Here is a 21,905-nt window from a genome sequence, read left to right as displayed (position 1 = left end):
GCCTTCGAGCGTTGAATGGCAAAGAATATCCGATCGGCGGGGATTTGGTACCCCGCTGACAATTTCAGCCGGGCGACCTTGCCCGCGCCAGTGGTTTGAGAAAGGATCGCGGCCATGAAATCAATCGTCATCCACGCGGCAAAAGACCTGCGCATCGAAGAGACCGATCCGGGCGTGCTGGGCGCCGGCCAGGTCGAGATTTCAGTCGAGGCCGGCGGCATCTGCGGCTCGGACCTGCACTATTACAATCATGGCGGCTTTGGCGTGGTGCGCCTGCGCGAGCCGATGATCCTGGGCCATGAGGTCGCCGGCACGGTGAAGGTGCTTGGCGCCGGCGTCTCCAGCCTCACGGTCGGCGATCGCGTCGCGATTTCGCCCAGCCGGCCCTGCAACGCCTGCCGCTACTGCCTGCAAGGCATGCAGAACCAGTGCCTCAACATGCGCTTCTACGGCAGCGCCATGCCGATGCCGCATATACAGGGCGCCTTCCGCCAGCGCCTCGTCGCGGAGGCCTGGCAGTGCCACAAAATCGCCGACCATGTCTCCATCAACGAAGCCGCCTTTGCCGAGCCGTTCGCGGTAACGCTGCATGCCGTGAACCGCGCCGGCTCGCTGCTCGGCAAGCGCGTCCTGGTCACCGGCAGCGGGCCGATCGGTGCGCTGTGCATCCTTGCCGCACGTGTCCACGGCGCGCGCGAGATCGTCGTCACCGATGTCATGGACGCGGTTCTGGCCAAGGCGAGCGAGATCGGCGCCGACCGCACCATCAACGTCGCCACCGACGGCGCCAGCCTCGCCGCCTACAATGTCGAGAAGGGCAGTTTCGACGTGATGTTCGAGTGCTCCGGCAATGAACGCGCGGTGCGGGCTGGGCTCGACGTGCTGAAGCCGCGCGGCGTGCTCGTCCAGCTCGGCCTTGGCGGCGATATGTCGCTGCCGCAGAATCTCATCGTCGCCAAGGAGGTCGAGATGCGCGGCTCCTTCCGTTTCCACGACGAGTTCGCGCTGGCCGTCGATCTGATCAACAACCGTCGCGTCGACGTTAAGCCGCTGCTGACCGGCATCTATCCAATGGACGAGGCGGTTGCGGCTTTCGAGATCGCCGGCGACCGCAACAAATCGATGAAGGTACAGATCGCCTTCGCCTGAGCAGGGCGAGACACCCTATGAACCTTGCCCGCTCGGCATCTTGCCGCTAGAAGAACCGTCCCGACATTCATTTCGAGCTTCATTTTGCCTCAGTAACCGCCGGTCTCGCCAACTCCCCTGATCACACTTGGCAGGGCGCCGCATTAAGCGGTGCCTGCTCCATTTCACGTGTTCCTCAGGCGGCGGTTCGAGACCGGTTTGGCACTGCTGAACCGTTGTCGCGCGCTTTGCCGCCCGTGACAGCTGATTTCCGACATAGCTAGCTCTCGCCACGCCGTGCCCGCATGGGCATCTCGCCATTGCCGACCTGAAGAACTTCCACACTGGAAGGTCTTCCGGCTTGTCCCAACATCTCGCTATCCACTGGGCAATCACGCCCGAAATCGCGCCTCGACCCCTGGTCCACTGCAACCGCTGCAGCGCCGTGAAAGCCTATCGCTGCAGCGACAAATTCCGCGTCAACGCCAATGGCAAACGCATTGATGTCTGGCTGATCTATCGCTGCATCGACTGCGACAATTCGTGGAATTTCGGCATTTTCGAACGCTGCAACCGCCGCGACATCGAACCCGCGCTGCTGGCAGCGCTCGAAAGCAACGATCCGGCCCTCGCCCGCCGCCATGCCTTCGATGTCGTGGCTTTGCGAAACCGGGTCGGCCGCGTCGAGGAGTTTCCCGATGTCGCCGTTCACAAACACCGGCTCGGCGGCGAAGGCCGACCCGCAGCCGCGCTTGAAATCAGGCTTGGGCTGGAAATGCCGACATCGCTGCGGCTCGACCGTCTGCTCGCCGGCGAACTCGGCATCTCCCGATCAAGGCTTCAGGCGCTGGAGGAGAAACGATTGCTGGTTGTTGTTCCCGAAGGCGCCAGAGCTTTGCGCAAGCCGGCCCGCGACGGCACGGCGATTCGCATTGACCTGGCCGACGAGCCGGATCGTGAAGCCATCATTTCGGCTGCCGTGGGTGAATGACAAGAGGGGCGAAGCACCGGTGCTTCGCCCCTCTCGAATTTAGACAATCAGACGATTACGCCGCGCCCACAACCTTGGCCGACTTCTCGAAGCGCTTGCGCTCGTTCGGGTCGAGATAGAGCTTGCGCAGGCGGATGGTCTTAGGCGTCACCTCGACCAGCTCGTCGTCCTGGATCCAGGCCAGCGCGCGCTCCAGCGTCATGCGGATCGGCGGCGTCAGCTTCACCGCCTCGTCCTTGCCGGCGGCGCGGATGTTGGTCAGCTTCTTGCCCTTCAGCACGTTCACTTCGAGGTCGTTGTCACGGCTATGGATGCCGATGATCATGCCCTGATAGACCTTGACGCCCGGGTCGATGACCATCGGGCCGCGGTCTTCGAGGTTCCACATGGCATAGGCCACTGCCTCGCCCTGTTCGTTGGAGATCAGCACGCCGTTGGTGCGGCCCGGCAGTTCGCCCTTGTAGGGCTGGTAGGCGTGGAACAGCCGGTTCATCACGGCGGTGCCGCGCGTGTCGGTCAACAGTTCCGACTGGTAGCCGATCAGTCCGCGCGTCGGCGCGTGGAAGACGATGCGCTGACGGTTGCCGCCCGAAGGCCGCAGCTCGACCATCTCGGCCTTGCGCTCCGACATCTTCTGCACAACGATGCCGGCGTGCTCCTCGTCGACGTCGATGACGACTTCCTCGACCGGCTCCAGCAATTCACCGTTCTCGCCCTTCTGCATGACGACGCGCGGACGCGACACGGCGATTTCAAAGCCTTCGCGGCGCATCGTCTCGATCAGCACGGCCAGCTGCAATTCGCCGCGGCCGGAAACGAAGAACGAATCCTTGTCGGGCGATTCCTCGATCTTGAGCGCGACATTGCCTTCGGCTTCTCGCAGCAGGCGGTCGCGGATGACGCGGCTGGTCACCTTGTCGCCTTCGGTGCCGGCGAGCGGCGAATCATTGACCAGGAAAGACATGGTCACGGTCGGCGGATCGATCGGTTGCGCATGCAACGCCTCGGTCACCGCCAGGTCGCAGAACGTGTCGGCGACAGTGCCCTTCGACAGGCCGGCAATTGCCACGATGTCACCCGCCTGCGCCTCTTCGATCGGCTGGCGCTCGAGGCCACGGAACGCGAGGATCTTGGAGATGCGCCCGGTTTCGATCTGCGTGCCGTCATGGTGGAGCACCTTGACCGCCTGGTTGGACTTCAGCGTGCCGCTCTCGATACGGCCGGTAATGATGCGGCCGAGGAACGGATTGGCTTCCAGGATGGTGCCGATCATGCGGAACGGGCCGGGATGAACGGTCGGCTCCGGCACATGCTTGATGACGAGGTCGAACAGCGGCGCCAGGCCCTGGTCCTTCGGGCCTTCCGGATTTTCCGAGACCCAGCCATCGCGGCCAGAACCGTAGAGGATCGGGAAGTCGAGCTGCTCGTCGGTGGCGTCAAGCGCTGCAAACAGGTCGAACACCTCGTTGACCACTTCGACGTGGCGGGCGTCCGGACGGTCGATCTTGTTGATGACGACGATCGGCTTCAGGCCGACCTTGAGCGCCTTGCCGACGACGAACTTGGTCTGCGGCATGGGGCCTTCGGCGGCGTCGACCAGCACGATCGCCGAATCCACCATCGACAGGATGCGCTCGACCTCACCGCCGAAATCGGCGTGGCCGGGCGTGTCGACGATGTTGATGCGGGTGTCCTTCCAGTCGACCGAGGTCGCCTTAGCCAGGATGGTGATGCCGCGTTCCTTTTCGAGGTCGTTGGAATCCATGGCGCGCTCGGCGACGCGCTGATTGTCGCGGAAGGAACCGGATTGCCGCAGCAATTGGTCGACGAGGGTGGTTTTTCCATGGTCGACGTGCGCGATGATCGCGATATTACGAATTTTCATTTTGTGGTCTCGGGAGCGTTGCAGGCAGCAGGCCAAAAGGCGCCGCCTCTTTCGGTTGGGCGGCTCATACAGGGTTTTTCGCAATTGCGAAAGAGGAGGCGCACCACCAAATACTCATCAAATCTTAAGCATCTCGGTGTGAGATGGTTTTGTTAACCAAGGCGGGAACCTTTCTGGGCCCGGGTAGTTCGAAATTCATGACCGACAAACTCAACCGATTTTGGCCCCTCATCGCTTCGGTCGCATTCGCTGCCGTGCTGGCGGCCAATGCCGCTCAATCGGCCGCCACGGTGAAGGAAGCCAATCCGGCTTCGTCGTCCGACCGGACGGCCGAGCAGATGTTTGCCGACGCCCCTGATGGCGTCGACCCAATGGTCACTGGCCCGGTCAGCGCCTCTTTCAAGCAGAGGCAGCAGGTTGCAGGTTGCGACAGCGCGGTTTGGCCGAAGATTCCGACGGTTTGCTACCCGGACTGACGGCTGCCCATTCCAGGCGTAGCGATCCTTCGCGCCGACCCAAAGGCTTACGCCGACCGCACCGGATCGAGCGTCACCAGCGGGAGATTAGTACCGCGCCTTACGCCGCTTGCGGCTCCGGATCGAAAGCCGGCCTGCTCGTATTGATCAGCAGCGACAGACACGCAGCCACGATCGCCGTCATGCCGGCGATCAGGAAGGCCAGTTCGTAATTGCCCTGCAATTCGCGCATGGTGCCGCCGAAGGCAGCGGCGGTGGCGGCGCCGACCTGGTGGCCGGCTACGATCCAGCCGAACACGATCGGGCCGCTGCGGTCGCCGAAGGCCTCGTTGGCGAGCCTGAGCGTCGGCGGCACGGTGGCGATCCAGTCCAGACCGTAGAGCACGGCGAAGATGATCAGGCTGGTCGCCGAGAAGCCGGAATAGGGCAGATAGATCAGCGCCAGGCCGCGAATGCCGTAGTAGACGCCGAGCAGCTTGCGCGGGTCGAAACGGTCGGTGAGCCAGCCCGAGAGCGTCGTCCCGATCAGGTCGAAAATGCCCATAAGCGACAGCAGGCCTGCGGCCTGTACCTCGGGGATGCCCATGTCGCCGCAGAAGGAGATCAGATGCGTGCCGACCAGCCCGTTGGTGGTGAAGCCGCAGATGAAGAACGTGGCGAACAGATACCAGAAGACGCGGGTGCCGGCGGCGCGGCGCAGCGTGTTGAGCGTATGCGCCAGGAAATTGCCTTGCGATGCCGGCGATACCGGCGGCACGTCATCCGCCCCGGCGCCATAGCGCACCATGCCGATCGAAGCGGGACGCTCCGGAACCAACAGCCAGACCAGCGGCAGAAGACAGGCGGTGGCGATCGAGACGGCGGTAGCGACGGGCTGCCAGCCGCCCGACTGGGCGAGCGATGCCAGCAGCGGCAGGAACACCAACAGGCCGGTGGCGCTGGAGGCCGACATCAGCCCCATCACCAAGCCGCGATTGGTCTTGAACCAGCGGTTGACGATGGTGGCGCCGAGCACGGTGGCGACCGCGCCGGAGCCGATGCCGGAAAACACGCCCCAGGTGAGGAACAGGTGCCAGGGCTCGGTCATCAGTAGGCTGAGCGCGGTCGAGCCCGACATGATCACAAGCGAGGCAAGCAGCGTGCGGCGCAAGCCGATACGCTCCATCAATGCGGCGGCAAACGGCCCGGTCAGGCCGTAAAGGAAGATGCCGATCGCAGCGGCAATCGAAACCGTATCGCGCCCCCAGCCGAAGCTTTTATCCAACGGCAGCATCATCACCGAGGGTGCGGAACGAAGCCCGGCCGCGATCAACAGGCAAAGGAAGATGACGCCAACCACGACGAAAGCGTAGCGCTGGCCAAAGGGACGGGATTGAGCTATCATGTTACTGACCGGTACGTTGCAGGGTGAGGACATGTATACGTACCGATCGGTAACACGTCAATCGAGTCATACCATGCCAACGGACAAAAATATTGAACTGACCATCAAGGACGGTCATGCAGCCGCACCGCCCAAGGCTGCCAAGAAAATCCTCGACGTGGCCTACGACCTGTTCTACCGCCGCGGCATCCGGGCGATCGGCGTCGACGAAATCGTCAAGCGCGCCGGCGTCACCAAGCCCAGCCTCTACCGCAGCTTTCCCTCCAAGGACGAGCTCGCCGCTTCCTATCTCAGGCAATATGACCGTGAGTATTGGGAGCGTTTCGACGAAGCCGTGGCTGCCCATCCCGGCGACCCGCGGGCACAGCTCAGGGCTTTTCTGACTCGCGTCGGCAAGCGCACGCAAAGGCCGGACTATCGCGGCTGCGGCATGACCAACGCGGCGGTGGAATATCCCGAACATGGCCATCCGGCGCGTGTCGTCAGCGAGGCCAACAAGCAGGAGTTGCGCCACCGCCTGCGCGCCATGGCCGCAGCGATGGGCGCTAAAGACCCTGACACGCTCGGCGACGGCCTGCTGCTGTTGATCGAAGGCGCCTATATCAGTGGCCAGCTCTTCGGCCTCGGAGGCCCGGCGGCGGCGGTCGCCCACAATGCCGACCTGCTGATCGAGGCGAGCTTGAAGAAATAACATTTCGAACGTTGGCGCCGCCCCTCACCTGCCGGCATCCTTTCCCGGAAATGGGGCGAGGAACGCTCTCATCACGATTTCGCCAATTGCCAGCGTTGCAAGGTTGTCGCCAGCGGCGCAGCCGGCCACTTTCTCCCGTTCAGGGGGAGAATTGCCCGGCAGGGCGATTTGGGCGGCGCCAACGTTGAGATTGGCACGCTAGGCCGGCCGCAGATTTGGCGATAGGCTGGGGCGAACTTCACGGGAGACGTCCGCATGCGAACCCTGCTGCTTGTTCCATTCGCCCTCGCCGCCCTATCCCAAACCGCCCATGCCGACGGCATATCAAGCGTCTACACCGACCTCGACTCGCAAAAGGACTGCGTCACCTATGCGCAGGCGCAGGAAGGCGACGGCGAATGGGCCGAACTCGCCTGCTCCGGCTATCTTGGCTATCCCGTGCTGATCGCCTATGACGACGCCCGTGAATCGCTGTTCTACGGATTTCCGCCCGGCGGCGACATGACCTCGGTCTGGGAGAGCTTTTCCGGCTTCAACTCGTCCGGCGCCAAGGTCGAGTGGCGCATCGAGACCAAGGGCGACGTTGCCGTTCCCTTTGCCGTCATCCACCGCCGCTCGATCAGCAATCCCGAGGACGAGAACAAGCCGACCGAAGTGCTGCTCGTCGCCAAGGTCGCCCAGATGGAAGCCCGCGACGGCTGCACCATCGGCCTCGTGCTGGCCACCGGCAACCCGCAGGCCAACGACCAGGCGCGCAAGCTGGCGGACGAAAAGGCGAAGAGTTTCGCCTGTGGCAAGGACAAGCACACCGTCATCGGCAACGTCCCGGCTTTTGGCAGGGTGGATAACTAGCCACGTGGGTGCAAGGCACCCCCCTCTGCCCTGCCGGGCATCTCCCCCTCAAGGGGGGAGATTGGCAGCTTCGCTGGCGGCGCTTTTTCTTTCGGCGCTGAAAATTGACGAAAGCCGTTGCGACATCCGATCTCCCCCCTTGAGGGGGAGATGGCCGGCAGGCCAGAGGGGGGTGCCTCGCTGGCGTTTGCCGCTTACTTGAACGAGACGCAGGCCTCTCTCGGCGCTACTTTGCCGCCTTCGCCCGTGCGATCGCGTCGACGATCATCTTCTTGGCGTATTTGGAATCGTGCCAGCCTTCGATCTTGACCCATTTGCCGGGCTCGAGATCCTTGTAGTGCTCGAAAAAGTGCTGGACCTGGTCGCGGGTGATCTCGGGCAGCTGCGTGTATTCGGTGACGTTTTCGTAGCGCAGCGTCAGCTTCGGCGACGGCACGGCAATGACCTTCTCGTCCTGGCCGGCATTGTCTTCCATCACCAGCACGCCGATCGGTCGCACATTGATGACGCAGCCCGGCACCAGCGCGCGCGTGTTGCAGACCAGCACGTCGATCGGGTCGCCGTCGCCCGACAGCGTGTGCGGCACGAAACCGTAATTGCCGGGGTAGCGCATCGACGTATGTAGGAAACGGTCGACGAACAGCGTGCCGGCCTCCTTGTCCATCTCGTACTTGATCGGCTCGCCGCCGATCGGCACCTCGATGATGACGTTGATGTCCTCGGGCGGGTTCTTTCCGATGGCTATGGCTTCGATTCGCATGGCTTAAATCCCTCTCTCGATGTCCAAGATCGATAGCGGGCGGCGCGGCATGGTGCAATGCGGCGATTGGTGCGAAGCGCTAACGGAAGCGCACGGTTTATGATGATTTGTAACCGAGGCCGGTCATTCCCAGACGAAGGCGACCTTCTTGAGCGCCCTCTGCTCGAAAATCTCGACGCCTTCGGCGACGTCACGGCCACCCGCGCCGGCATAGAAGGAAAGTGCGTTCTGGTTGTCTTCCAGCGCCCACACCACCATTCCCTTCAGCCCGTGGTCGGCAAGCCGCGCCCGCGCCGCCTTGAACAGCCGGCTGCCGAGCCCGATGCCTTGATATTCCGGACGCAGGTAAAGTTCGTAGATTTCGCCCTGTTGCTTCAGCTCGCGGGCGCGGTTCTTGCCGATCGTGGCATAGCCGGCGATGGTGCCGCCGATCTCGACCACCAGAACGGTGGCGGCGCGGCGGATGGCGTTGGCCCACCAGTCGGCGCCGCGGCGGTTGATCATGGAGGTCAGCGAGCGATGCGGGATGATGCCGGAATAGGCGCCCTCCCAAGCCTGCTGGTGCACGTCCGCAATGGCGCCAGCGTCGCGCGGTTCGGCTTTCCTGATGTCGATGCTCAGCGTATTCATGATTTGTTAACCATAAACCCGCATCGGCCATTTGCAAGAGTCGAGGTCAGCCCGCCGACCGCTTTCTCACAGCGGATCGCGACGCTGCTGACAATGGGCAAAGCCTGCCTGGAAAACGCACCCAGCCGGCGCGATCAGGCGTCCGTCCGGGTAGCGCTTGCTGGCTTTTCAGATCTCGACCAGATGATCGTCCAGTTCATTGGCGTCGCCCGACGTCACCGGGAAATGCTCGGCCAGCACCGCGCCGACCTGCCCGATCGCCTTGACGAAGCCGTCGGCGAGCCGGTCGTGACCGGCATGCTGCAGGAGATCGCGCACCACGCCGTCCCAGACATGCTGGCCGACCTTGCTGTCGATGCCCGAATCGGCGACCACTTCGGCATAACGCTCGGCGATCGACACGAAGACCAACACGCCGGTGCGCGCCGTGGTGCGGTGGACATTGCGGGCGAGGAACTGCCTGAGCGCATTGTGATGTGCCGCCTGATAACGCTGCCGGCGCGGCACCAGATGGATGCGCAAGCCAGGCTGCGCCCACAAAAGCACCAACACCGAGGCCAGTGCCAGCAGTTGGACAATGACGAAATGCGGCAGCCGGATCGACAGCCACCAGGCTTCCAGCCCATAAGCGACGGCGAGGCTGGCAATCAGCATGCCTGATGTCGCCATGAAGGCGGCGGGAAAGAAATAGCCGTCGCTGGCATGCGCAACGACGCAGTAGATCTCGCCGTCGGTTTTGGCCTCGGCCGCGCGGATCGCGGTGGCGATGCGCTCATGGTCCTGTGGGCTGATCGGTCGTGTTGCCATCTTCTCTCACCAGCTCCCTGAAGACCCGCCACCGCCAGACGAACCACCGCCGCCTGAAAACCCGCCGCCGCTGCTTGAGCCCGAAGACCAGCTGCTGCCCGAACTTCCCGATGACCATCCGCTGCCCGACGACGAACTTGTTGTCCAGCTGCTGGAGCCCGAGGACGATCCGCTCGGCCCCTGGCCGTAGCGAAAGGTCATGCCCAGCCATTTATACACGCCCGGCGACAGCTTGGTGCCGAAGATCGGCGGCAGGAAGGCCATCGCCAGGCCGCCGAAGAACATCGCCGCCCACAGGATCAGGAAGACCGCGACGACGGGATCGATGGGCGTGCTGCGGTCGGCCGGGTTGCGCTTGCCGCGCGCCTCCAGCTCTTCCGGGTTGCCTTCCAGCACCATGACCATGTCGTCGACGGCCTTGGAAATGCCGCCGGAGAAATCACCGGCGCGGAACGCCGGCACCATGTCGTTTTCGATGATCAGTTTGGTGTGCAAATCGGTCAGCGTGCCTTCCAGCCCGTAGCCGACCTCGATGCGCATCTTGTGGTCGTTCTTGGCCACCAGCAGAAGCACGCCGTTGTTTTCGCCGGCCTGGCCGAGTTTCCAGAAGCGGAACAGCCGGTTGGCGTAGGGTTCGATCTCCTCGCCGTCCAGGCTGGGGATGGTGGCGACGACGATCTGGTCGGAGCCTTTGGTCTCAAAATCCGCGAGCTTCTGCGTCAGTGCCGCCTTGGTCGCGGCGTCGATAATACCGGCATTGTCGACCACCCGCCCGGTGAGTGCCGGCAGGTCTGCCGCCAAGGCTACAAACAGCATGGTGAGCATCGTCAACAGGGCGATGCCGATCGTCGCGGCTGCGCGGCCAGGTTTTGGCGGATTGAAGACGCCTACTGTCATGCCGTCACCAGCTCCCCTCAACCACCATGACTGTCCTCAATCACCATGATCATGTCGTCGACCGCTTTGGAAATACCGCCGGAGAAATCCCCGGCGCGGAAGGCCGGCACCATGCCTTCAATGATCCGTGTGGCGTGCTGGTTGGTGAGCGTGGCTTCCAGCCCGTAGCCGACCTCGATGCGCATCTTGCGGTCGTTCACGGCCACCAGCAGAAGCACGCCATTGTTCTTGGCCTTCTGGCCGAGCTTCCAGGCGTTGAACAGCCGGGTGGCGTAAGGCTCGATCTCCTCGCCGTCGAGGCTGGGAACCGTCGCGACGACGATCTGGTCGGAGCCTTTGGTCTCGAAATCGGCCAGTCTTTGGGTGAGCGCCGCCTCGGTCGCGGCGTCGATGATGTCGGCATTGTCTACCACGCGTCCCGCGAGGGCGGGCAGCTCCGCTGCCAGCGCCGCGACGCTGACGAGCAAGACCAGCAAGGCAGCGCCGGTCATCGTGGCGAAGCGCCCATGCCAGGGATTGGCGATGCGTGTTGTCATCTCGTCACCAGCTTCCCGAGGAGCCGCCGCCGCCGGACGAACCGCCGCCGCCGGAAAAGCCGCCACCACCGCTTGAACCCGACGACCAGCCGCCCCCGCCCGAAGACCAGCCGCCGCTGGATGACCGCTTGTGCGGCTCGAATGTCATGCCGAGCCAGCGATAGCGGCCGGGACCGAGTTTTTGGCCGAAGATCGGCGGCAGGATGGAGGCGGCCATGCTGCCGAAGAAGATGATCGCCCAGATGCTGATGAAGACGGCGAAGAACAGATTGTCGGTATTGATGGGCGGCTTCTGGTTGCGCTCGCCGCGCGCCTCCAATTCCTCCGGATTGCCTTCCAGCACCATCACCATGTCGTCGACGGCCCAGGAAATGCCCCCGGAGAAATCGCCGGCGCGGAACGCCGGCACCATGTCGTTTTCGATGATCAGCTTGGCGTGCAAATCGGTCAGCGTGCCTTCCAGCCCATAGCCGACCTCGATGCGCATCTTGCGGTCGTTCGGCGCCACCAGCAGCAGCACGCCGTTGTTTTCCTTGGCCTGGCCGAGCTTCCAGAAGCGGAACAGCCGGTTGGCGTAAGGCTCGATCTCCTCGCCGTCGAGGCTGGGGATGGTTGCGACGACGATCTGGTCGGAGCCTCTGGTCTCGAAGTCGGCGAGTTTCTGGGTGAGCGCGGCTTTGGTGCCTGCATCGATGATCCCGGCATTGTCGACGACGCGGCCGGTGAGGGCTGGGAGATCGGCGGCGGAGGCGGTGAGGGGCAGGAAGACGGCCAGAAAGGCGAGAAGAACACCAAGGTTGGCGTTCCTTCGCGGCCCCCTCTGTTCTGCCGGGCATCTGCCCCGCAAGGGGGGAGATTGGCAGCTTCCTCGTCGACCCATCCCTTCAAACGTTGGCGGTTGGCGAAAGCCAAAATGACAGCCGATCTCCCCCCTTGCGGGGGAGATGTCCGGCAGGACAGAGGGGGGTGTGAAGGAACGCAAGGATGGCAAAGGCCAAGCTCACCCAGACGTCATCACCCGCCCTGCTTCGTGCCGAAATCGACCTTCGGCGGCTGCATCTTGTCTTCTTCGACGGTGAAGTTGGCGAAGGGCTCGTTGCTGCGGAACCAGAAGGTTGCCCATAGCACCGACGGAAAGGTCCTCAGCGTCAGATTGTAATCCTTGACCGCCAGGATGTAGTCGCGCCGCGCTACGGCGATACGGTTCTCGGTGCCTTCGAGCTGCGCCTGCAGCGCCAGGAAATTCTGGTTGGCCTTGAGGTCGGGATAGGCCTCCGACACCGCGATCAGCCGCGACAGCGCGCTGGTCAGCCCTGATTGCGCATCCTGGAACTTCTTGAGCGCTTCGGGGTCCTTCAGCGTTTCCGGCGTCACCGTGATCTGCGTTGCCTTGGCGCGCGCCTCGACCACCGCATCGAGCGTGTCCTTTTCATGCGAGGCATAGCCCTTCACCGTCTCGACCAAATTGGGAATGAGGTCGGACCGACGCTGATACTGGTTCAGCACCTCGCTCCATGCCGCCTTGGCGTTTTCCTCCGCCGTCGGGATGGTGTTGAAGCCGCAGCCGGCGAGCAGAGGCAGCACGACGGCCATCATCAGCACGGCCGGCAGACTGCGGAAAGGGAAGGCAAGGCGCTGGGCAAACATGGTGAGGTCCCTCGACAGAAGTTGCATGCGAAGCATTAGCACAATCCGCGCTCAAGAAAATGTCTGCCGCTGGCGCGCATTCCTGGCGCGCATTCATGCGCCGGCGAGGCCCTGTGATTGATCGCGCGAACACGATATGGTTGCCGGTAAACAGGACAGGATCATGGCGGAACGCCGCGACGATGACAGCGAATCGCGCCGCATTATTGAGCGCGTGGCGAACGAGGGCGGCCTTGGCGGCGCATCGCTGGTGTCACGGGCAGCGAAAGGCGCGCGCGATCATGTTACCGCAGCCGAGGCCGACCCATCCGATCCGATCGAGGTCTGGGGCACCCGCATCGGCCGCACACTTGGGCTCATCGTCGCCCTCGGCCTTTTGATCTGGCTCGTGTACTACGTCTCCCGGGGTAGCTAGAGCATGATCCTGAAAAGTGGGAACCGGTTTTCTCTACCGTTTTGTCCGGAGATCATGCTCCAACCAAAGAGATAGATCAGGATGACGATTCAACGAAAAATTATCCGTATCTAGGATTTTCCATGAACAGCGAAAAAGCCGACGCGCCGCGCGCGGTCATCGTCATTTCCAGCCATGTCGCCCGCGGCTCGGTCGGTAACCGCGCCGCCGTGTTTGCGCTGGAGACGCTGGGCTTTCCGGTGTGGGCGGTACCGACGGTCATCCTGCCCTGGCATCCGGGCCATGGCCGCGCCACGCGCATCGTGCCGCCGCTCGACCAGTTCAAGGCGCTGATGGCCGATCTCGAGCGCGCGCCCTGGCTGGGTGAGGTCGGCGCGGTGCTGTCGGGCTATCTCGGCGAGGCCGGCCAGGCCGAGGCCGTCGCTTCGCTGGTCGCGGCCGTCAAGGCCAAGACGCCGGAAGCGATCTATATATGCGATCCGGTGATGGGCGATTCCGGCGGGCTCTACGTGCCCGAACTGACGGCCGCCGCCATGCGTGATCGACTGATGCCGATCGCCGACATCGCCACCCCCAACCGCTATGAGCTGGAATGGATGGCCGGCGCGCCCTTGCCCGATCTGAAATCGGTGATCTCGGCCGCCCTCCATGCCGGACCGTCAACAATGCTGGTGACGTCGGCACAGTCGATGATGACCGGCGGCACCGGCAATCTGCTGCTTGACGGCACCCAGGCGCTGCTGGCCGAACACCGCCTCATCGACAAGCCGCCGAATGGCCTCGGCGACCTGACTGCGGCCGTCTACCTCGCCCGCATCCTGTCGGGGCAGCCGCCGATCAAGGCGCTGCAATCGACCACCGCCGCCGTCTACGAAATCCTGGCGCGAACCGCCAAGCGTGGCGGCGACGAGCTGCAGCTTGAAACCGATGCCCAGAGCCTGTCGCATCCGATGGCGATGGTGCAGCTGCGCCACCTCACGCATCCGGGGCGGGACCGCCGGGCGTGATCTCGACCGTGGTCGTCGGCGCCGACGGCTGCAAGGCCGGCTGGATCGCCGTCCGCCGCGATCTGGATGCCGCGCCGTCAGTCCGCGTCTTTCCCAGCTTTGCGGCCCTGCTCGACACCTTGCCCGCCGATGCGACAGTGGCCGTCGACATGCCGATCGGCCTGCCGGCCGTCTCGCAAAGAGGCGGGCGCGGGCCGGAGACCTTGGTACGGCCAATGCTCGGAGCACGGCAATCCAGCGTCTTCTCTATCCCGTCCCGCGCGGCCCTCTACGCCGACATCAGCGACTTCACCACGGTCGAGGCCTGGTATGAGGCGCATCGGCGCGCCAGCGAGGTGGCCAAGGCGACCTCCGATCCGCCACGCGGCGTCTCGATCCAGGCCTTCGGCATCTTTGCCAAGATACGCGAGATCGACGCGCTGCTGATCGCACGTCCGCAACTGCGCCGCCGCGTCTTCGAATCGCACCCCGAAGTGGCCTTCTGCCGGCTGAACGGCGAAAAACCGATGACGCTGCCGAAGAAGATCAAGGGCGCAGTCAATCCTGCCGGGATGGAAGAGCGCAAGGCACTGCTCTGCCGGCACGGCTATACCAGAGCTTTCCTCGACCAGCCGCCGCCACGCGGTGCTGCCGCCGACGATTTCCTCGACGCAGCGGTGATGATGCTGATGGCCGGGCGCATCGCCGGCGGCGAGGCAAAGCCGTTTCCCGACCCGCCGCTTGCCGACCGTTTGGGCATTCCCCTGGCGATCTGGGCGTGAGGCAAGCGGCGAGCCATGCGTGCGGCATGGCGATTTGCGACGAAGCCATCCGCAATTCGGCATTGCCCGCGACGGGCATTTGCCGTTAGAGCCTTTCTAACTTGAAATGAGCTGCCGTCGCTAACCCCGAAAGGCTTCATCCCTAGCCCATGCCCCATCTCCCCGAACATCTTTGGACCGGCTACCGCAACTTCATGAATGGCCGCTATCTCACCGAGAGCGGACGCTATCGCGAGCTCGCCCGCGAAGGGCAGGCGCCCGAAACCATGATCGTTGCCTGCTGCGATTCCCGCTCTGCCCCCGAGGCGATCTTCGACGCCGGTCCGGGCGAACTGTTCGTCCTGCGCAATGTCGGCAATCTGGTGCCGCCCTATGCGCCGGACGGCGAGTTCCACTCGACCTCGGCCGCGCTCGAATTCGCCGTGCAGAGCCTGAAGGTGAAAAACATCGTGGTGATGGGCCATGGCCGCTGCGGCGGCATCCGCGCCGCGCTCGACACCAATTCGGCGCCGCTGTCGCCCGGCGACTTCATCGGCAAATGGATGAGCCTGATCGCGCCGGCGGCCGAAACCGTTTCGTCCAGCACGTTCATGACGACAACCGAACGGCAGACGGCGCTGGAGCGGATTTCCATCCGCTATTCGATCGCCAATCTCAGGACCTTCCCTTGCGTCTCCATCCTCGAAGGCAAGGGGCGGCTGTCGCTGCATGGCGCCTGGTTCGACATCTCGACAGGCGAGCTCTGGGTGATGAACAAGGACACTGGCGACTTCGAGCGGCCGGATTTGACGTAGACCCATGATCCCGAAAAGTGGGAACCGGTTTTCGGATAAGGGCATGGTCAAATAAGAGGAGGGAAGAATGCGGGTTTGGCGTGCGATCGCTTTCGCCGTAGCGGCGCTGCTGATTTCGCTCGTCCCTGCCCGCTCCGATGACGGCGCCATTATCGACCGCTGGTATTCGGCGCTGCTGGTCGCCGATCGCACCGAATTGTCGGACCTGCTCGCCGACGATGTCCGCATCAAGCTCGACGATCTCGGCGTCGTGCAGTCGAAGCAGGAGTTCATCGCGTCGACCGACGAATGGAAGGGCGCGGTCGCCGGCGCCGCAATCCGGCATCGCGTCGAAAAGCGCGAGGCCGGCGTCACCACTGTCATCGCCTGCTATGATTTCCCCAACAATGACATGCTGATGCAGGAAACGTTCGCCGTCACCGGCAACCGCATCACCGCCAGTTCGCAAGCGGCGATCGCGGAAAATTGCGACGGCTTCTGACGCGGGCTTGAACGGCCGCGCTGTTGCGCCGCGCCAGTCATCGCCCTACATCGGTCAGCAAGCTCCGCCAATCATCGAAAGATCCCCCATGCCGTCCACGAAAACCGTCGATCTCGCCGCCCATCCGCTGACCAAATGGCAAGGGCCGCTCGGCCTGCCGGATTTTGCCAGCATCGGCGACGACGATTTCTCCTCGGTGTTCGACGCGGCGCTGAAGGCACATGAGGCCGAAATCGATGCGATCGCCGGCAACAAGGATGCGCCGACCATCGAGAATACGCTGGCAGCCCTCGAGCTCGCCGGTGAGCCGCTCGACCATGTCTCGTCGATCTTCTGGTGCCGGGCCGGCGCCCACACCAACGATGCGATCCAGGCGCTGGAGCGTGAGATCTCGCCGAAGATGTCGCGGCATTTCTCGGCGATCTCGATGAACGAGAAACTGTTTGCCCGCATCGACGACCTCTACCAGCGCCGGGAGACGCTAAAACTCGACGTCGAGACGCTGCGGGTGCTGGAGAAGACCTGGAAAGGCTTTGTGCGATCGGGCGCAAAACTCGACGCCGACGGCAAGAAGCGGCTGGCCAACATCAGCGAGGAGCTGTCCTCGCTCGGCACGACCTTCGGCCAGAACGTGCTGGCCGACGAGCGCGACTGGGCGCTTTTCCTCGACGAGGCTGATCTTGCGGGCCTGCCGGACTTCGTGAAGAGTTCGATGGCCGAAGCCGCCGAGACGCGCGGCCAGAAGGGCCGCTACGCCGTCACCTTGTCGCGCTCGATTTATGAGCCGTTCACGACCTTTTCTGAACGCCGCGATCTGCGCGAGACCGCTTTCCGCGCCTTCACCATGCGCGGCCAGAATGGCGGCGCCAGCGACAACACCGCAGTGGTGCGCGACATGCTGAAATTGCGCGCCGAAAAGGCCAGGCTGCTCGGCTATGCCTCGTTCGCCGCGCTGAAGCTCGACGACACCATGGCCAAGACGCCGAAGGCGGTGCACGACCTCCTCGACCCGGTCTGGGAGAAAGCGCTGGAGAAGGCCGGCGCCGACCAGAAGGAGCTGGAGCGGCTGGCGACCAAGGCAGGCAGCAACGAAAAATTCGCCGCCTGGGACTGGCGCTTCTACCAGGAGAAATTGCGTGCCGAAAAATTCGCCTTCGACGAGGCGGAGCTGAAACCCTATCTGCAGCTCGACCGCATCATCGACGCCTGCTTCGACGTCGCCACCAAACTGTTCGGCATCACTTTCGAGGAGAAGAAGGGCATCGCCGCCTGGCATCCCGACGCGCGCGTCTTCGTGGTGAAGAACGCCGATGGCAGCGAGCGCGGCCTGTTCCTCGCCGACTATTTCGCCCGATCCTCGAAGCGTTCTGGCGCCTGGATGAGCGCGCTGAAGTCTGGCTACAAGCTTGGGGATGGCTCAAAGCCGGTGATCTACAACGTCATGAACTTCGCCAAGCCGCCGGCGGGGGAAGCGGCGTTGCTGTCGGTCGATGAGGCCAAGACCCTGTTCCACGAATTCGGCCATGCTTTGCACGGCATGCTGACCGACGTCACCTGGCCGTCGGTGGCGGGCACCTCGGTTTCCCGCGATTTCGTCGAACTGCCTTCGCAGCTCTACGAGCACTGGCTGACGGTGCCCGCAGTGCTGGAAAAGCATGCGCTGCATGTTAAGACCGGCAAGCCGATGCCGAAGTCGCTGCTCGACAAGATGCTGGCCGCCCGCACGTTCGGCGCCGGTTTCGCCACGGTCGAGTTCACAGCGTCGGCGCTGATCGACATGGCGTATCACGCGCGGCCGGATGCGCCGGCGGAACCGCTGCGTTTCGAAGCCGAAACGCTGGAAAAGCTTGATATGCCCGACACCATCGCCATGCGTCATCGCACCCCGCATTTCGGCCATATCTTCTCCGGCGACGGTTATTCAGCCGGCTACTATTCCTACATGTGGTCGGAAGTGCTCGACGCCGACGCCTTCGCCGCCTTCGAGGAGACCGACGATCCCTTCAACCCGGCGCTGGCGGAACGGCTGCGGAAGAATATCTATGCCGCCGGCGGGTCGAAGGATCCGGAGGAGCTGTACACGGCGTTCCGCGGCAAGATGCCTTCGCCGGAAGCGATGATGGTGAAGCGGGGATTGCTATAGCGCCGCCTTGTCTCCCCCCTCGAGGGGGAGATGGCCGCAAAGCGGCCAGAGGGGGTCGGTCCGACTGGGCTCGACCTCCTGCGGCAGATGAAGGTCGGCGCTTCACGCGCGAGGCCCCCCTCTGTCGCCTTTGGCGACATCTCCCTCTCAAGCGGGGAGATCACCAGCGCCAAGGGTCAGCCACCCGTGGCCACACCGGCCGCGTCAGCTTCTTGTAATCCGTCACCGCCGGATTGCTCGGATACGAACTCGGCGCCGAGACATAGATGATCTCCGCCGCGATCGGTTCAAAGCCGGCGTAGAAATGGTTGGTCGACTTGATCAGCAATATGTCCTTCGACAACGGATCGATGCCAATGTTCGAGAAAATATCCGGCTCGAAGGTCTGCGTGCGGTTGGTGTTGAGGATGATGTCGATTTCGGTGCCTTCGATGCGCACCAGCGCCGTCGGTCCGAGCGTCACCCGGCTTGGCCCGAAGCTCTGCCAGCCCTCAGGAACCGCCTTTAGCACCCGCACCTTGGCGTCGATCGGTTCGCCGGCAAGCGGCCCGGCCTTGCCGCCGAAGCGCAGGTCGATGACGGCGCCTTCGCCTGCCGCCTGGCAGAAGGTGACAGCGATCGGGTCCCAGATCGTCGCCACGCCAAAATTGTCAACGCCCCGTTCCAACATGGCGCGCAGCACAACGGTACCGTCGCCGGCGACGCCACCGCCGGGATTGTCCCAGATGTCGGCAATCACAACCGGCTTGCCGGGGTTTCCCTTGCGCACGGCCAGTGCCCGCGCGATGCCGTCCTCGGTGTTCAGCATCGTCATCGCCGTCCTTTCGCGTATGGCGTAAAGCTCGCGCCCGAGCCTCTCCGCCAGCGCATCGCCCTTGGCCTTGTCATTGTCGGTCACGACCAGGATGCGCGTGCCCATTTCCGGCACGTCCGCCGCCATGAAGCCGTGGATGACCGAGACCGACAGCACGCCGTCCTTGCCGTGCAGCGCCTTGATGCGGTCGACGAAGGAGCGCATCGGCTCGCGGCTGGTCGGCAGCACCTGGATCATGCGGCAGTCGAAGGTCGAGATCACCGGCTTGATCTCGTCGCGCGCCGCCGCCAATCCAAGCTCGACGACATGTTCGCCGCGCTCATAGAAGTCGGTGTGCGGGAATTCGAGGAAATAGGCCATGACATTGCATGCCGCGACGCGCTTTGGGGTCAGATGACTGTGCGGGTCGAGCTCGACCGCGATCACCACGTCGGGCCCGACGATTGCGCGAACCCGTTCCAGCAGATCGCCTTCGCAATCGTCATAGCCTTGCGCCACCATGGCGCCGTGCAGGCCGAGGATGACGGCGTCGACCGGCAAGGCTGCCTTCAACTGGCCGAGAATCTCGTCGCGCAACGCCTCATAGGTCTGCCGCTGCACCAGCCCGCCCGGCTCCGCCCAGGTGGCGGTGCCTTCGATGACGGTCAGCCCTTCGGCAGCCGCACGCCGGCGCAGCGCGACCATCGGCGAGGAGCACAAGGTCGGCGTGTCTGGATGCTTGCCCGGCCCGGCATAGAACGCCATCTCGAACGACGCCCGGTCGGTCGGCACCGGCGAGAAGGTGTTGGTTTCGGTCGCCAGCGAGGCGGTGAAGATGCGCATGAAAGCTCCGTTGTGAATGGCGCCGTTATTTGACCGCCCCGAGCGCCAGCCCGCGGACGAGATAGCGCTGCAGCCAGATGAACAGGATTGCCACCGGCAGCGTCGCCAGCAGCGTCGCCGCCATTACATGGTGCCATTCGATCGTGTAGCGGCCGGCGACCAGCGAGAACACCTGGATCGGCAGCGTGTAACTTTCCTGGCTGCGCAGCATTGTGAGCGCAACGACGAACTCATTCCAGGCGTTGATGAAGGTGAAGATGGCGGTGACCGCGATTGCCGGCAGGCAAAGCGGCAGAAACACTTTTCGCAAGGTCAGCCAGCGGCCGGCGCCCTCCATCCACGCTGCTTCCTCGAGGTCGCGCGGGATGGTGTCGAAATAACTCTGCAGCATCCACACGGTGAAGGCGACGTTGAAAGCCATGTAGATGACGCCGAGCGCCGTCGTCGATTCGATCAGGCCCCAGGCGGCCATCAGCCGGAACAGGCCAAGCACCAGCACGATCGGCGAGATCATCTGCGAGATCAGCAGGAACTGGCGGAAGGCGCCATACCCGGCAAAGCGAAACCGCGACATGGCATAGGCGGCCGGCACCGAGATCAGGATGGCGCCGACGGTGGCGATAACCGAGACATAGAGCGAATTGGCTAACGCCTGGCCGAATCCCGTCGCCACCCACATGTCGGCAAAATTCGACCAGTGGAATTCGCTTGGCCACCAGGTCGGCGACAGCACCTCCTGCCGCGGCTTGACCGCGGTCAAAAACATCACCGCGAAGGGGAAGATCGTCACCACGAGCAGCGGCGAAAGCAGCAGCCAGGCGATGATCGTGCGCTTCAGCTTGGGCGTCATGTACGCTGCTCCCGCATGGCGAGGCGCACATAGATCATGGTGAAGATCAAAAGGATGGCGAACATCAGCAGCGATACCGCCGAGGCCTCTCCAAGCTTGCCGATGCGGAAGGCCAGCTTGTATAGATGGGTGACCAGGATGTCGGTCGAGTTGGCCGGCCCGCCCTGCGTCATCACCCAGATGATCGGGAAGGAATTGAAGACGTAGATGGTGTTGAGCACGATGGCGATGTTGATGAACGGCTTCAGCAGCGGAAAGGTGATCTCGCGAAACTGCTGCAGCGGCGTCGCCCCTTCCAGGGCGGCCGCCTCGTAGAGGTCGTCGGGGATCGACGACAGGCCGCCGAGGAAGATCGTGGTGGTGAACGGCACCGTCACCAGTATGCCGATCAGCACCTGCATCGGAAAGGCGGTCTCGGCGCGCGCCAGCCACTGGATGTTTTCATGTATCAGGCCAAGCCCGATCAGCGCCGAGTTCAGCATCCCGCTTTCGCCGTTGAGCGCCCAGCGCCAGACCACCGCCGTCATCGTCAGCGACACCGCCCAGGGCAGCATGATGATGACGCGGGCAATGCCGCGGCCGTAGAAATCGGTGTTGAGGATCATCGCCACGGGGACGGACAACAGCAGCGCGCCGCCGACCACCAGCACGGTCCAAAGGCCGGTGCGCCAGAGTGCCGCCAGGAAATCGGGATCGGCGAGGAAGGCGGAATAATTGGCGAAATCGTTGAAGTCGCGCAGCTGCCCAAAACGGCTGACATCATGCGTCGATATCTGGATCAGGTCCCAGACCGGCCAGAAGATGACGACCGCGGCCAGAAACAGGCTGGGCAAGGTCAATAAATAGGGCAGGTAACGATTTTGCATCGGCCGGATTCGTACCGTGTTGGACATAAGTGGCGCTGGCGCGCCAGCTCGGATCAATCTCGCATATCGGTCTAAGGCAGCGCTTCAGGGTTTGAATCTCCTGCGGACGTTTGCGCTGCCCCTCACCTGCCTGCCCATCCTCCGCAGCGGTTGCGGAAGGGAGCCCTTCCTCTCCCCCGTTGATCGGGGGAGAGGTGTGGGGGGCGGCGCGACGGGGGGGGGGGGGCGGGCGGGGGGGTTCGCCCGGGGGGGGCACGCGGAGGGGATT

At 63.7% G+C, this 21,905-nt stretch carries 22 protein-coding genes and 1 pseudogene; 11 read left to right on the top strand and 12 right to left on the bottom strand.

What is annotated here, in order from left to right; translation table 11 throughout:
- Window positions 1–114 precede the first annotated feature (114 nt).
- Together NKH22_RS28045 and NKH22_RS28040 are read left to right on the top strand one after the other, a co-directional pair.
- A complete protein-coding gene (locus NKH22_RS28045; RefSeq protein WP_023822007.1) occupies window positions 115–1,149 on the top strand; it encodes an L-idonate 5-dehydrogenase in 1,035 nt (344 codons plus the stop codon).
- A 340-nt stretch (window positions 1,150–1,489) separates the two neighbouring features.
- Window positions 1,490–2,119, top strand: coding sequence for a DUF1062 domain-containing protein (locus NKH22_RS28040; protein WP_023807703.1), 630 nt, complete (start codon window positions 1,490–1,492; stop codon window positions 2,117–2,119).
- 55 nt (window positions 2,120–2,174) lie between these two features.
- Here NKH22_RS28040 and typA read toward each other — a convergent pair whose 3' ends face one another.
- Complete coding sequence (gene typA / locus NKH22_RS28035; RefSeq protein WP_023681424.1) at window positions 2,175–4,004, bottom strand: translational GTPase TypA; 1,830 nt, start codon at window positions 4,002–4,004, stop codon at window positions 2,175–2,177.
- Window positions 4,005–4,201: 197 nt separating this feature from the next.
- Between typA and NKH22_RS28030 the strand changes: the two genes are divergently transcribed.
- Complete coding sequence (locus NKH22_RS28030; RefSeq protein WP_245260088.1) at window positions 4,202–4,480, top strand: hypothetical protein; 279 nt, start codon at window positions 4,202–4,204, stop codon at window positions 4,478–4,480.
- Window positions 4,481–4,580: 100 nt separating this feature from the next.
- Here NKH22_RS28030 and NKH22_RS28025 read toward each other — a convergent pair whose 3' ends face one another.
- On the bottom strand, window positions 4,581–5,864 hold the full coding sequence (locus NKH22_RS28025; protein WP_023835196.1) for an MFS transporter: 1,284 nt from the start codon (window positions 5,862–5,864) through the stop codon (window positions 4,581–4,583).
- A 73-nt stretch (window positions 5,865–5,937) separates the two neighbouring features.
- On the opposite strand from NKH22_RS28025, the gene NKH22_RS28020 reads away from it, so the two are divergent.
- Both NKH22_RS28020 and NKH22_RS28015 read left to right on the top strand, forming a co-directional pair.
- Window positions 5,938–6,555 carry a TetR/AcrR family transcriptional regulator gene (locus NKH22_RS28020; RefSeq protein ID WP_023668625.1) on the top strand — a complete coding sequence of 206 codons (618 nt, stop codon included), beginning with the start codon at window positions 5,938–5,940 and terminating at the stop codon, window positions 6,553–6,555.
- A 255-nt stretch (window positions 6,556–6,810) separates the two neighbouring features.
- Entirely contained in the window at window positions 6,811–7,407 is a 597-nt protein-coding gene (locus NKH22_RS28015) for a hypothetical protein (RefSeq protein ID WP_023822006.1), read from the top strand.
- Between the two features lie 226 nt (window positions 7,408–7,633).
- Here NKH22_RS28015 and ppa read toward each other — a convergent pair whose 3' ends face one another.
- The 7 genes and pseudogenes from ppa to NKH22_RS27980 all read right to left on the bottom strand — a co-directional run bounded on the left by ppa (window position 7,634) and on the right by NKH22_RS27980 (window position 12,684).
- Window positions 7,634–8,167 (bottom strand): inorganic diphosphatase, encoded by a 534-nt coding sequence (gene ppa, locus NKH22_RS28010; protein WP_023668623.1) that lies wholly within the window; start codon window positions 8,165–8,167, stop codon window positions 7,634–7,636.
- Between the two features lie 123 nt (window positions 8,168–8,290).
- Window positions 8,291–8,797 (bottom strand): GNAT family N-acetyltransferase, encoded by a 507-nt coding sequence (locus NKH22_RS28005; protein WP_023668622.1) that lies wholly within the window; start codon window positions 8,795–8,797, stop codon window positions 8,291–8,293.
- A gap of 168 nt (window positions 8,798–8,965) precedes the next feature.
- Window positions 8,966–9,604 carry a TPM domain-containing protein gene (locus tag NKH22_RS28000; RefSeq protein ID WP_023822005.1) on the bottom strand — a complete coding sequence of 213 codons (639 nt, stop codon included), beginning with the start codon at window positions 9,602–9,604 and terminating at the stop codon, window positions 8,966–8,968.
- Between the two features lie 6 nt (window positions 9,605–9,610).
- Complete coding sequence (locus NKH22_RS27995; RefSeq protein WP_023822004.1) at window positions 9,611–10,501, bottom strand: TPM domain-containing protein; 891 nt, start codon at window positions 10,499–10,501, stop codon at window positions 9,611–9,613.
- A 35-nt stretch (window positions 10,502–10,536) separates the two neighbouring features.
- Window positions 10,537–10,992, bottom strand: a pseudogene (locus tag NKH22_RS27990) (TPM domain-containing protein); the annotation flags it as partial.
- Between the two features lie 49 nt (window positions 10,993–11,041).
- Entirely contained in the window at window positions 11,042–11,884 is an 843-nt protein-coding gene (locus NKH22_RS27985) for a TPM domain-containing protein (protein ID WP_023822003.1), read from the bottom strand.
- A gap of 167 nt (window positions 11,885–12,051) precedes the next feature.
- Window positions 12,052–12,684 (bottom strand): LemA family protein, encoded by a 633-nt coding sequence (locus NKH22_RS27980; RefSeq protein ID WP_023681434.1) that lies wholly within the window; start codon window positions 12,682–12,684, stop codon window positions 12,052–12,054.
- Window positions 12,685–12,847: 163 nt separating this feature from the next.
- Here NKH22_RS27980 and NKH22_RS27975 point away from each other — a divergent pair, with 163 nt between their 5' ends.
- The 6 genes from NKH22_RS27975 to NKH22_RS27950 all read left to right on the top strand — a co-directional run bounded on the left by NKH22_RS27975 (window position 12,848) and on the right by NKH22_RS27950 (window position 18,285).
- The gene (locus NKH22_RS27975) at window positions 12,848–13,099 is read left to right on the top strand and encodes a hypothetical protein (RefSeq protein ID WP_023822002.1); all 252 of its coding nucleotides are present in this window, start codon (window positions 12,848–12,850) and stop codon (window positions 13,097–13,099) included.
- A 122-nt stretch (window positions 13,100–13,221) separates the two neighbouring features.
- Window positions 13,222–14,106 carry a pyridoxal kinase PdxY gene (gene pdxY / locus NKH22_RS27970; protein WP_023822001.1) on the top strand — a complete coding sequence of 295 codons (885 nt, stop codon included), beginning with the start codon at window positions 13,222–13,224 and terminating at the stop codon, window positions 14,104–14,106.
- A complete protein-coding gene (locus NKH22_RS27965; protein WP_023755950.1) occupies window positions 14,103–14,867 on the top strand; it encodes a DUF429 domain-containing protein in 765 nt (254 codons plus the stop codon). Before pdxY ends, NKH22_RS27965 begins: the two co-directional genes overlap by 4 nt.
- A 149-nt stretch (window positions 14,868–15,016) precedes the next feature.
- Window positions 15,017–15,661: a carbonic anhydrase gene (locus tag NKH22_RS27960; RefSeq protein ID WP_023668613.1), complete on the top strand. Its 645-nt coding sequence runs from the start codon at window positions 15,017–15,019 to the stop codon at window positions 15,659–15,661.
- Between the two features lie 67 nt (window positions 15,662–15,728).
- The gene (locus NKH22_RS27955; RefSeq protein ID WP_023822000.1) at window positions 15,729–16,142 is read left to right on the top strand and encodes a hypothetical protein; all 414 of its coding nucleotides are present in this window, start codon (window positions 15,729–15,731) and stop codon (window positions 16,140–16,142) included.
- Window positions 16,143–16,230: 88 nt separating this feature from the next.
- Window positions 16,231–18,285, top strand: coding sequence for a M3 family metallopeptidase (locus NKH22_RS27950; RefSeq protein ID WP_023821999.1), 2,055 nt, complete (start codon window positions 16,231–16,233; stop codon window positions 18,283–18,285).
- A gap of 160 nt (window positions 18,286–18,445) precedes the next feature.
- Here the strand turns inward: NKH22_RS27950 and NKH22_RS27945 are convergent, their stop codons facing one another.
- The 3 genes from NKH22_RS27945 to NKH22_RS27935 are packed head-to-tail and all read right to left on the bottom strand — an operon-like array spanning window position 18,446 to window position 21,637.
- Window positions 18,446–19,921: a M81 family metallopeptidase gene (locus tag NKH22_RS27945; protein ID WP_023821998.1), complete on the bottom strand. Its 1,476-nt coding sequence runs from the start codon at window positions 19,919–19,921 to the stop codon at window positions 18,446–18,448.
- A 25-nt stretch (window positions 19,922–19,946) separates the two neighbouring features.
- Entirely contained in the window at window positions 19,947–20,771 is an 825-nt protein-coding gene (locus NKH22_RS27940; RefSeq protein WP_023668609.1) for a carbohydrate ABC transporter permease, read from the bottom strand.
- A complete protein-coding gene (locus tag NKH22_RS27935; protein WP_023745368.1) occupies window positions 20,768–21,637 on the bottom strand; it encodes a carbohydrate ABC transporter permease in 870 nt (289 codons plus the stop codon). The genes NKH22_RS27940 and NKH22_RS27935 overlap by 4 nt, the downstream gene beginning before the upstream one ends.
- Between the last annotated feature and the right edge of the window lie 268 nt (window positions 21,638–21,905).

Origin of the sequence: Mesorhizobium sp. M1252 (assembly GCF_040318265.1) — a bacterium.
Lineage (GTDB): Bacteria > Pseudomonadota > Alphaproteobacteria > Rhizobiales > Rhizobiaceae > Mesorhizobium.
This window is presented reverse-complemented; position numbering and strand designations above follow the sequence as displayed.

What these genes read in the sequence shown, in the direction of transcription:
- NKH22_RS28045 (WP_023822007.1), top strand. Translation starts at nt 115, where the DNA reads ATGAAATCAATCGTCATCCACGCGGCAAAAGACCTGCGCATCGAAGAG.
- typA (WP_023681424.1), bottom strand. Translation starts at nt 4,004, where the DNA reads ATGAAAATTCGTAATATCGCGATCATCGCGCACGTCGACCATGGAAAA.
- NKH22_RS28030 (WP_245260088.1), top strand. Translation starts at nt 4,202, where the DNA reads ATGACCGACAAACTCAACCGATTTTGGCCCCTCATCGCTTCGGTCGCA.
- NKH22_RS28025 (WP_023835196.1), bottom strand. Translation starts at nt 5,864, where the DNA reads ATGATAGCTCAATCCCGTCCCTTTGGCCAGCGCTACGCTTTCGTCGTG.
- NKH22_RS28020 (WP_023668625.1), top strand. Translation starts at nt 5,938, where the DNA reads ATGCCAACGGACAAAAATATTGAACTGACCATCAAGGACGGTCATGCA.
- NKH22_RS28015 (WP_023822006.1), top strand. Translation starts at nt 6,811, where the DNA reads ATGCGAACCCTGCTGCTTGTTCCATTCGCCCTCGCCGCCCTATCCCAA.
- ppa (WP_023668623.1), bottom strand. Translation starts at nt 8,167, where the DNA reads ATGCGAATCGAAGCCATAGCCATCGGAAAGAACCCGCCCGAGGACATC.
- NKH22_RS28005 (WP_023668622.1), bottom strand. Translation starts at nt 8,797, where the DNA reads ATGAATACGCTGAGCATCGACATCAGGAAAGCCGAACCGCGCGACGCT.
- NKH22_RS28000 (WP_023822005.1), bottom strand. Translation starts at nt 9,604, where the DNA reads ATGGCAACACGACCGATCAGCCCACAGGACCATGAGCGCATCGCCACC.
- NKH22_RS27995 (WP_023822004.1), bottom strand. Translation starts at nt 10,501, where the DNA reads ATGACAGTAGGCGTCTTCAATCCGCCAAAACCTGGCCGCGCAGCCGCG.
- NKH22_RS27980 (WP_023681434.1), bottom strand. Translation starts at nt 12,684, where the DNA reads ATGTTTGCCCAGCGCCTTGCCTTCCCTTTCCGCAGTCTGCCGGCCGTG.
- NKH22_RS27975 (WP_023822002.1), top strand. Translation starts at nt 12,848, where the DNA reads ATGGCGGAACGCCGCGACGATGACAGCGAATCGCGCCGCATTATTGAG.
- pdxY (WP_023822001.1), top strand. Translation starts at nt 13,222, where the DNA reads ATGAACAGCGAAAAAGCCGACGCGCCGCGCGCGGTCATCGTCATTTCC.
- NKH22_RS27960 (WP_023668613.1), top strand. Translation starts at nt 15,017, where the DNA reads ATGCCCCATCTCCCCGAACATCTTTGGACCGGCTACCGCAACTTCATG.
- NKH22_RS27955 (WP_023822000.1), top strand. Translation starts at nt 15,729, where the DNA reads ATGCGGGTTTGGCGTGCGATCGCTTTCGCCGTAGCGGCGCTGCTGATT.
- NKH22_RS27950 (WP_023821999.1), top strand. Translation starts at nt 16,231, where the DNA reads ATGCCGTCCACGAAAACCGTCGATCTCGCCGCCCATCCGCTGACCAAA.
- NKH22_RS27945 (WP_023821998.1), bottom strand. Translation starts at nt 19,921, where the DNA reads ATGCGCATCTTCACCGCCTCGCTGGCGACCGAAACCAACACCTTCTCG.
- NKH22_RS27940 (WP_023668609.1), bottom strand. Translation starts at nt 20,771, where the DNA reads ATGACGCCCAAGCTGAAGCGCACGATCATCGCCTGGCTGCTGCTTTCG.
- NKH22_RS27935 (WP_023745368.1), bottom strand. Translation starts at nt 21,637, where the DNA reads ATGCAAAATCGTTACCTGCCCTATTTATTGACCTTGCCCAGCCTGTTT.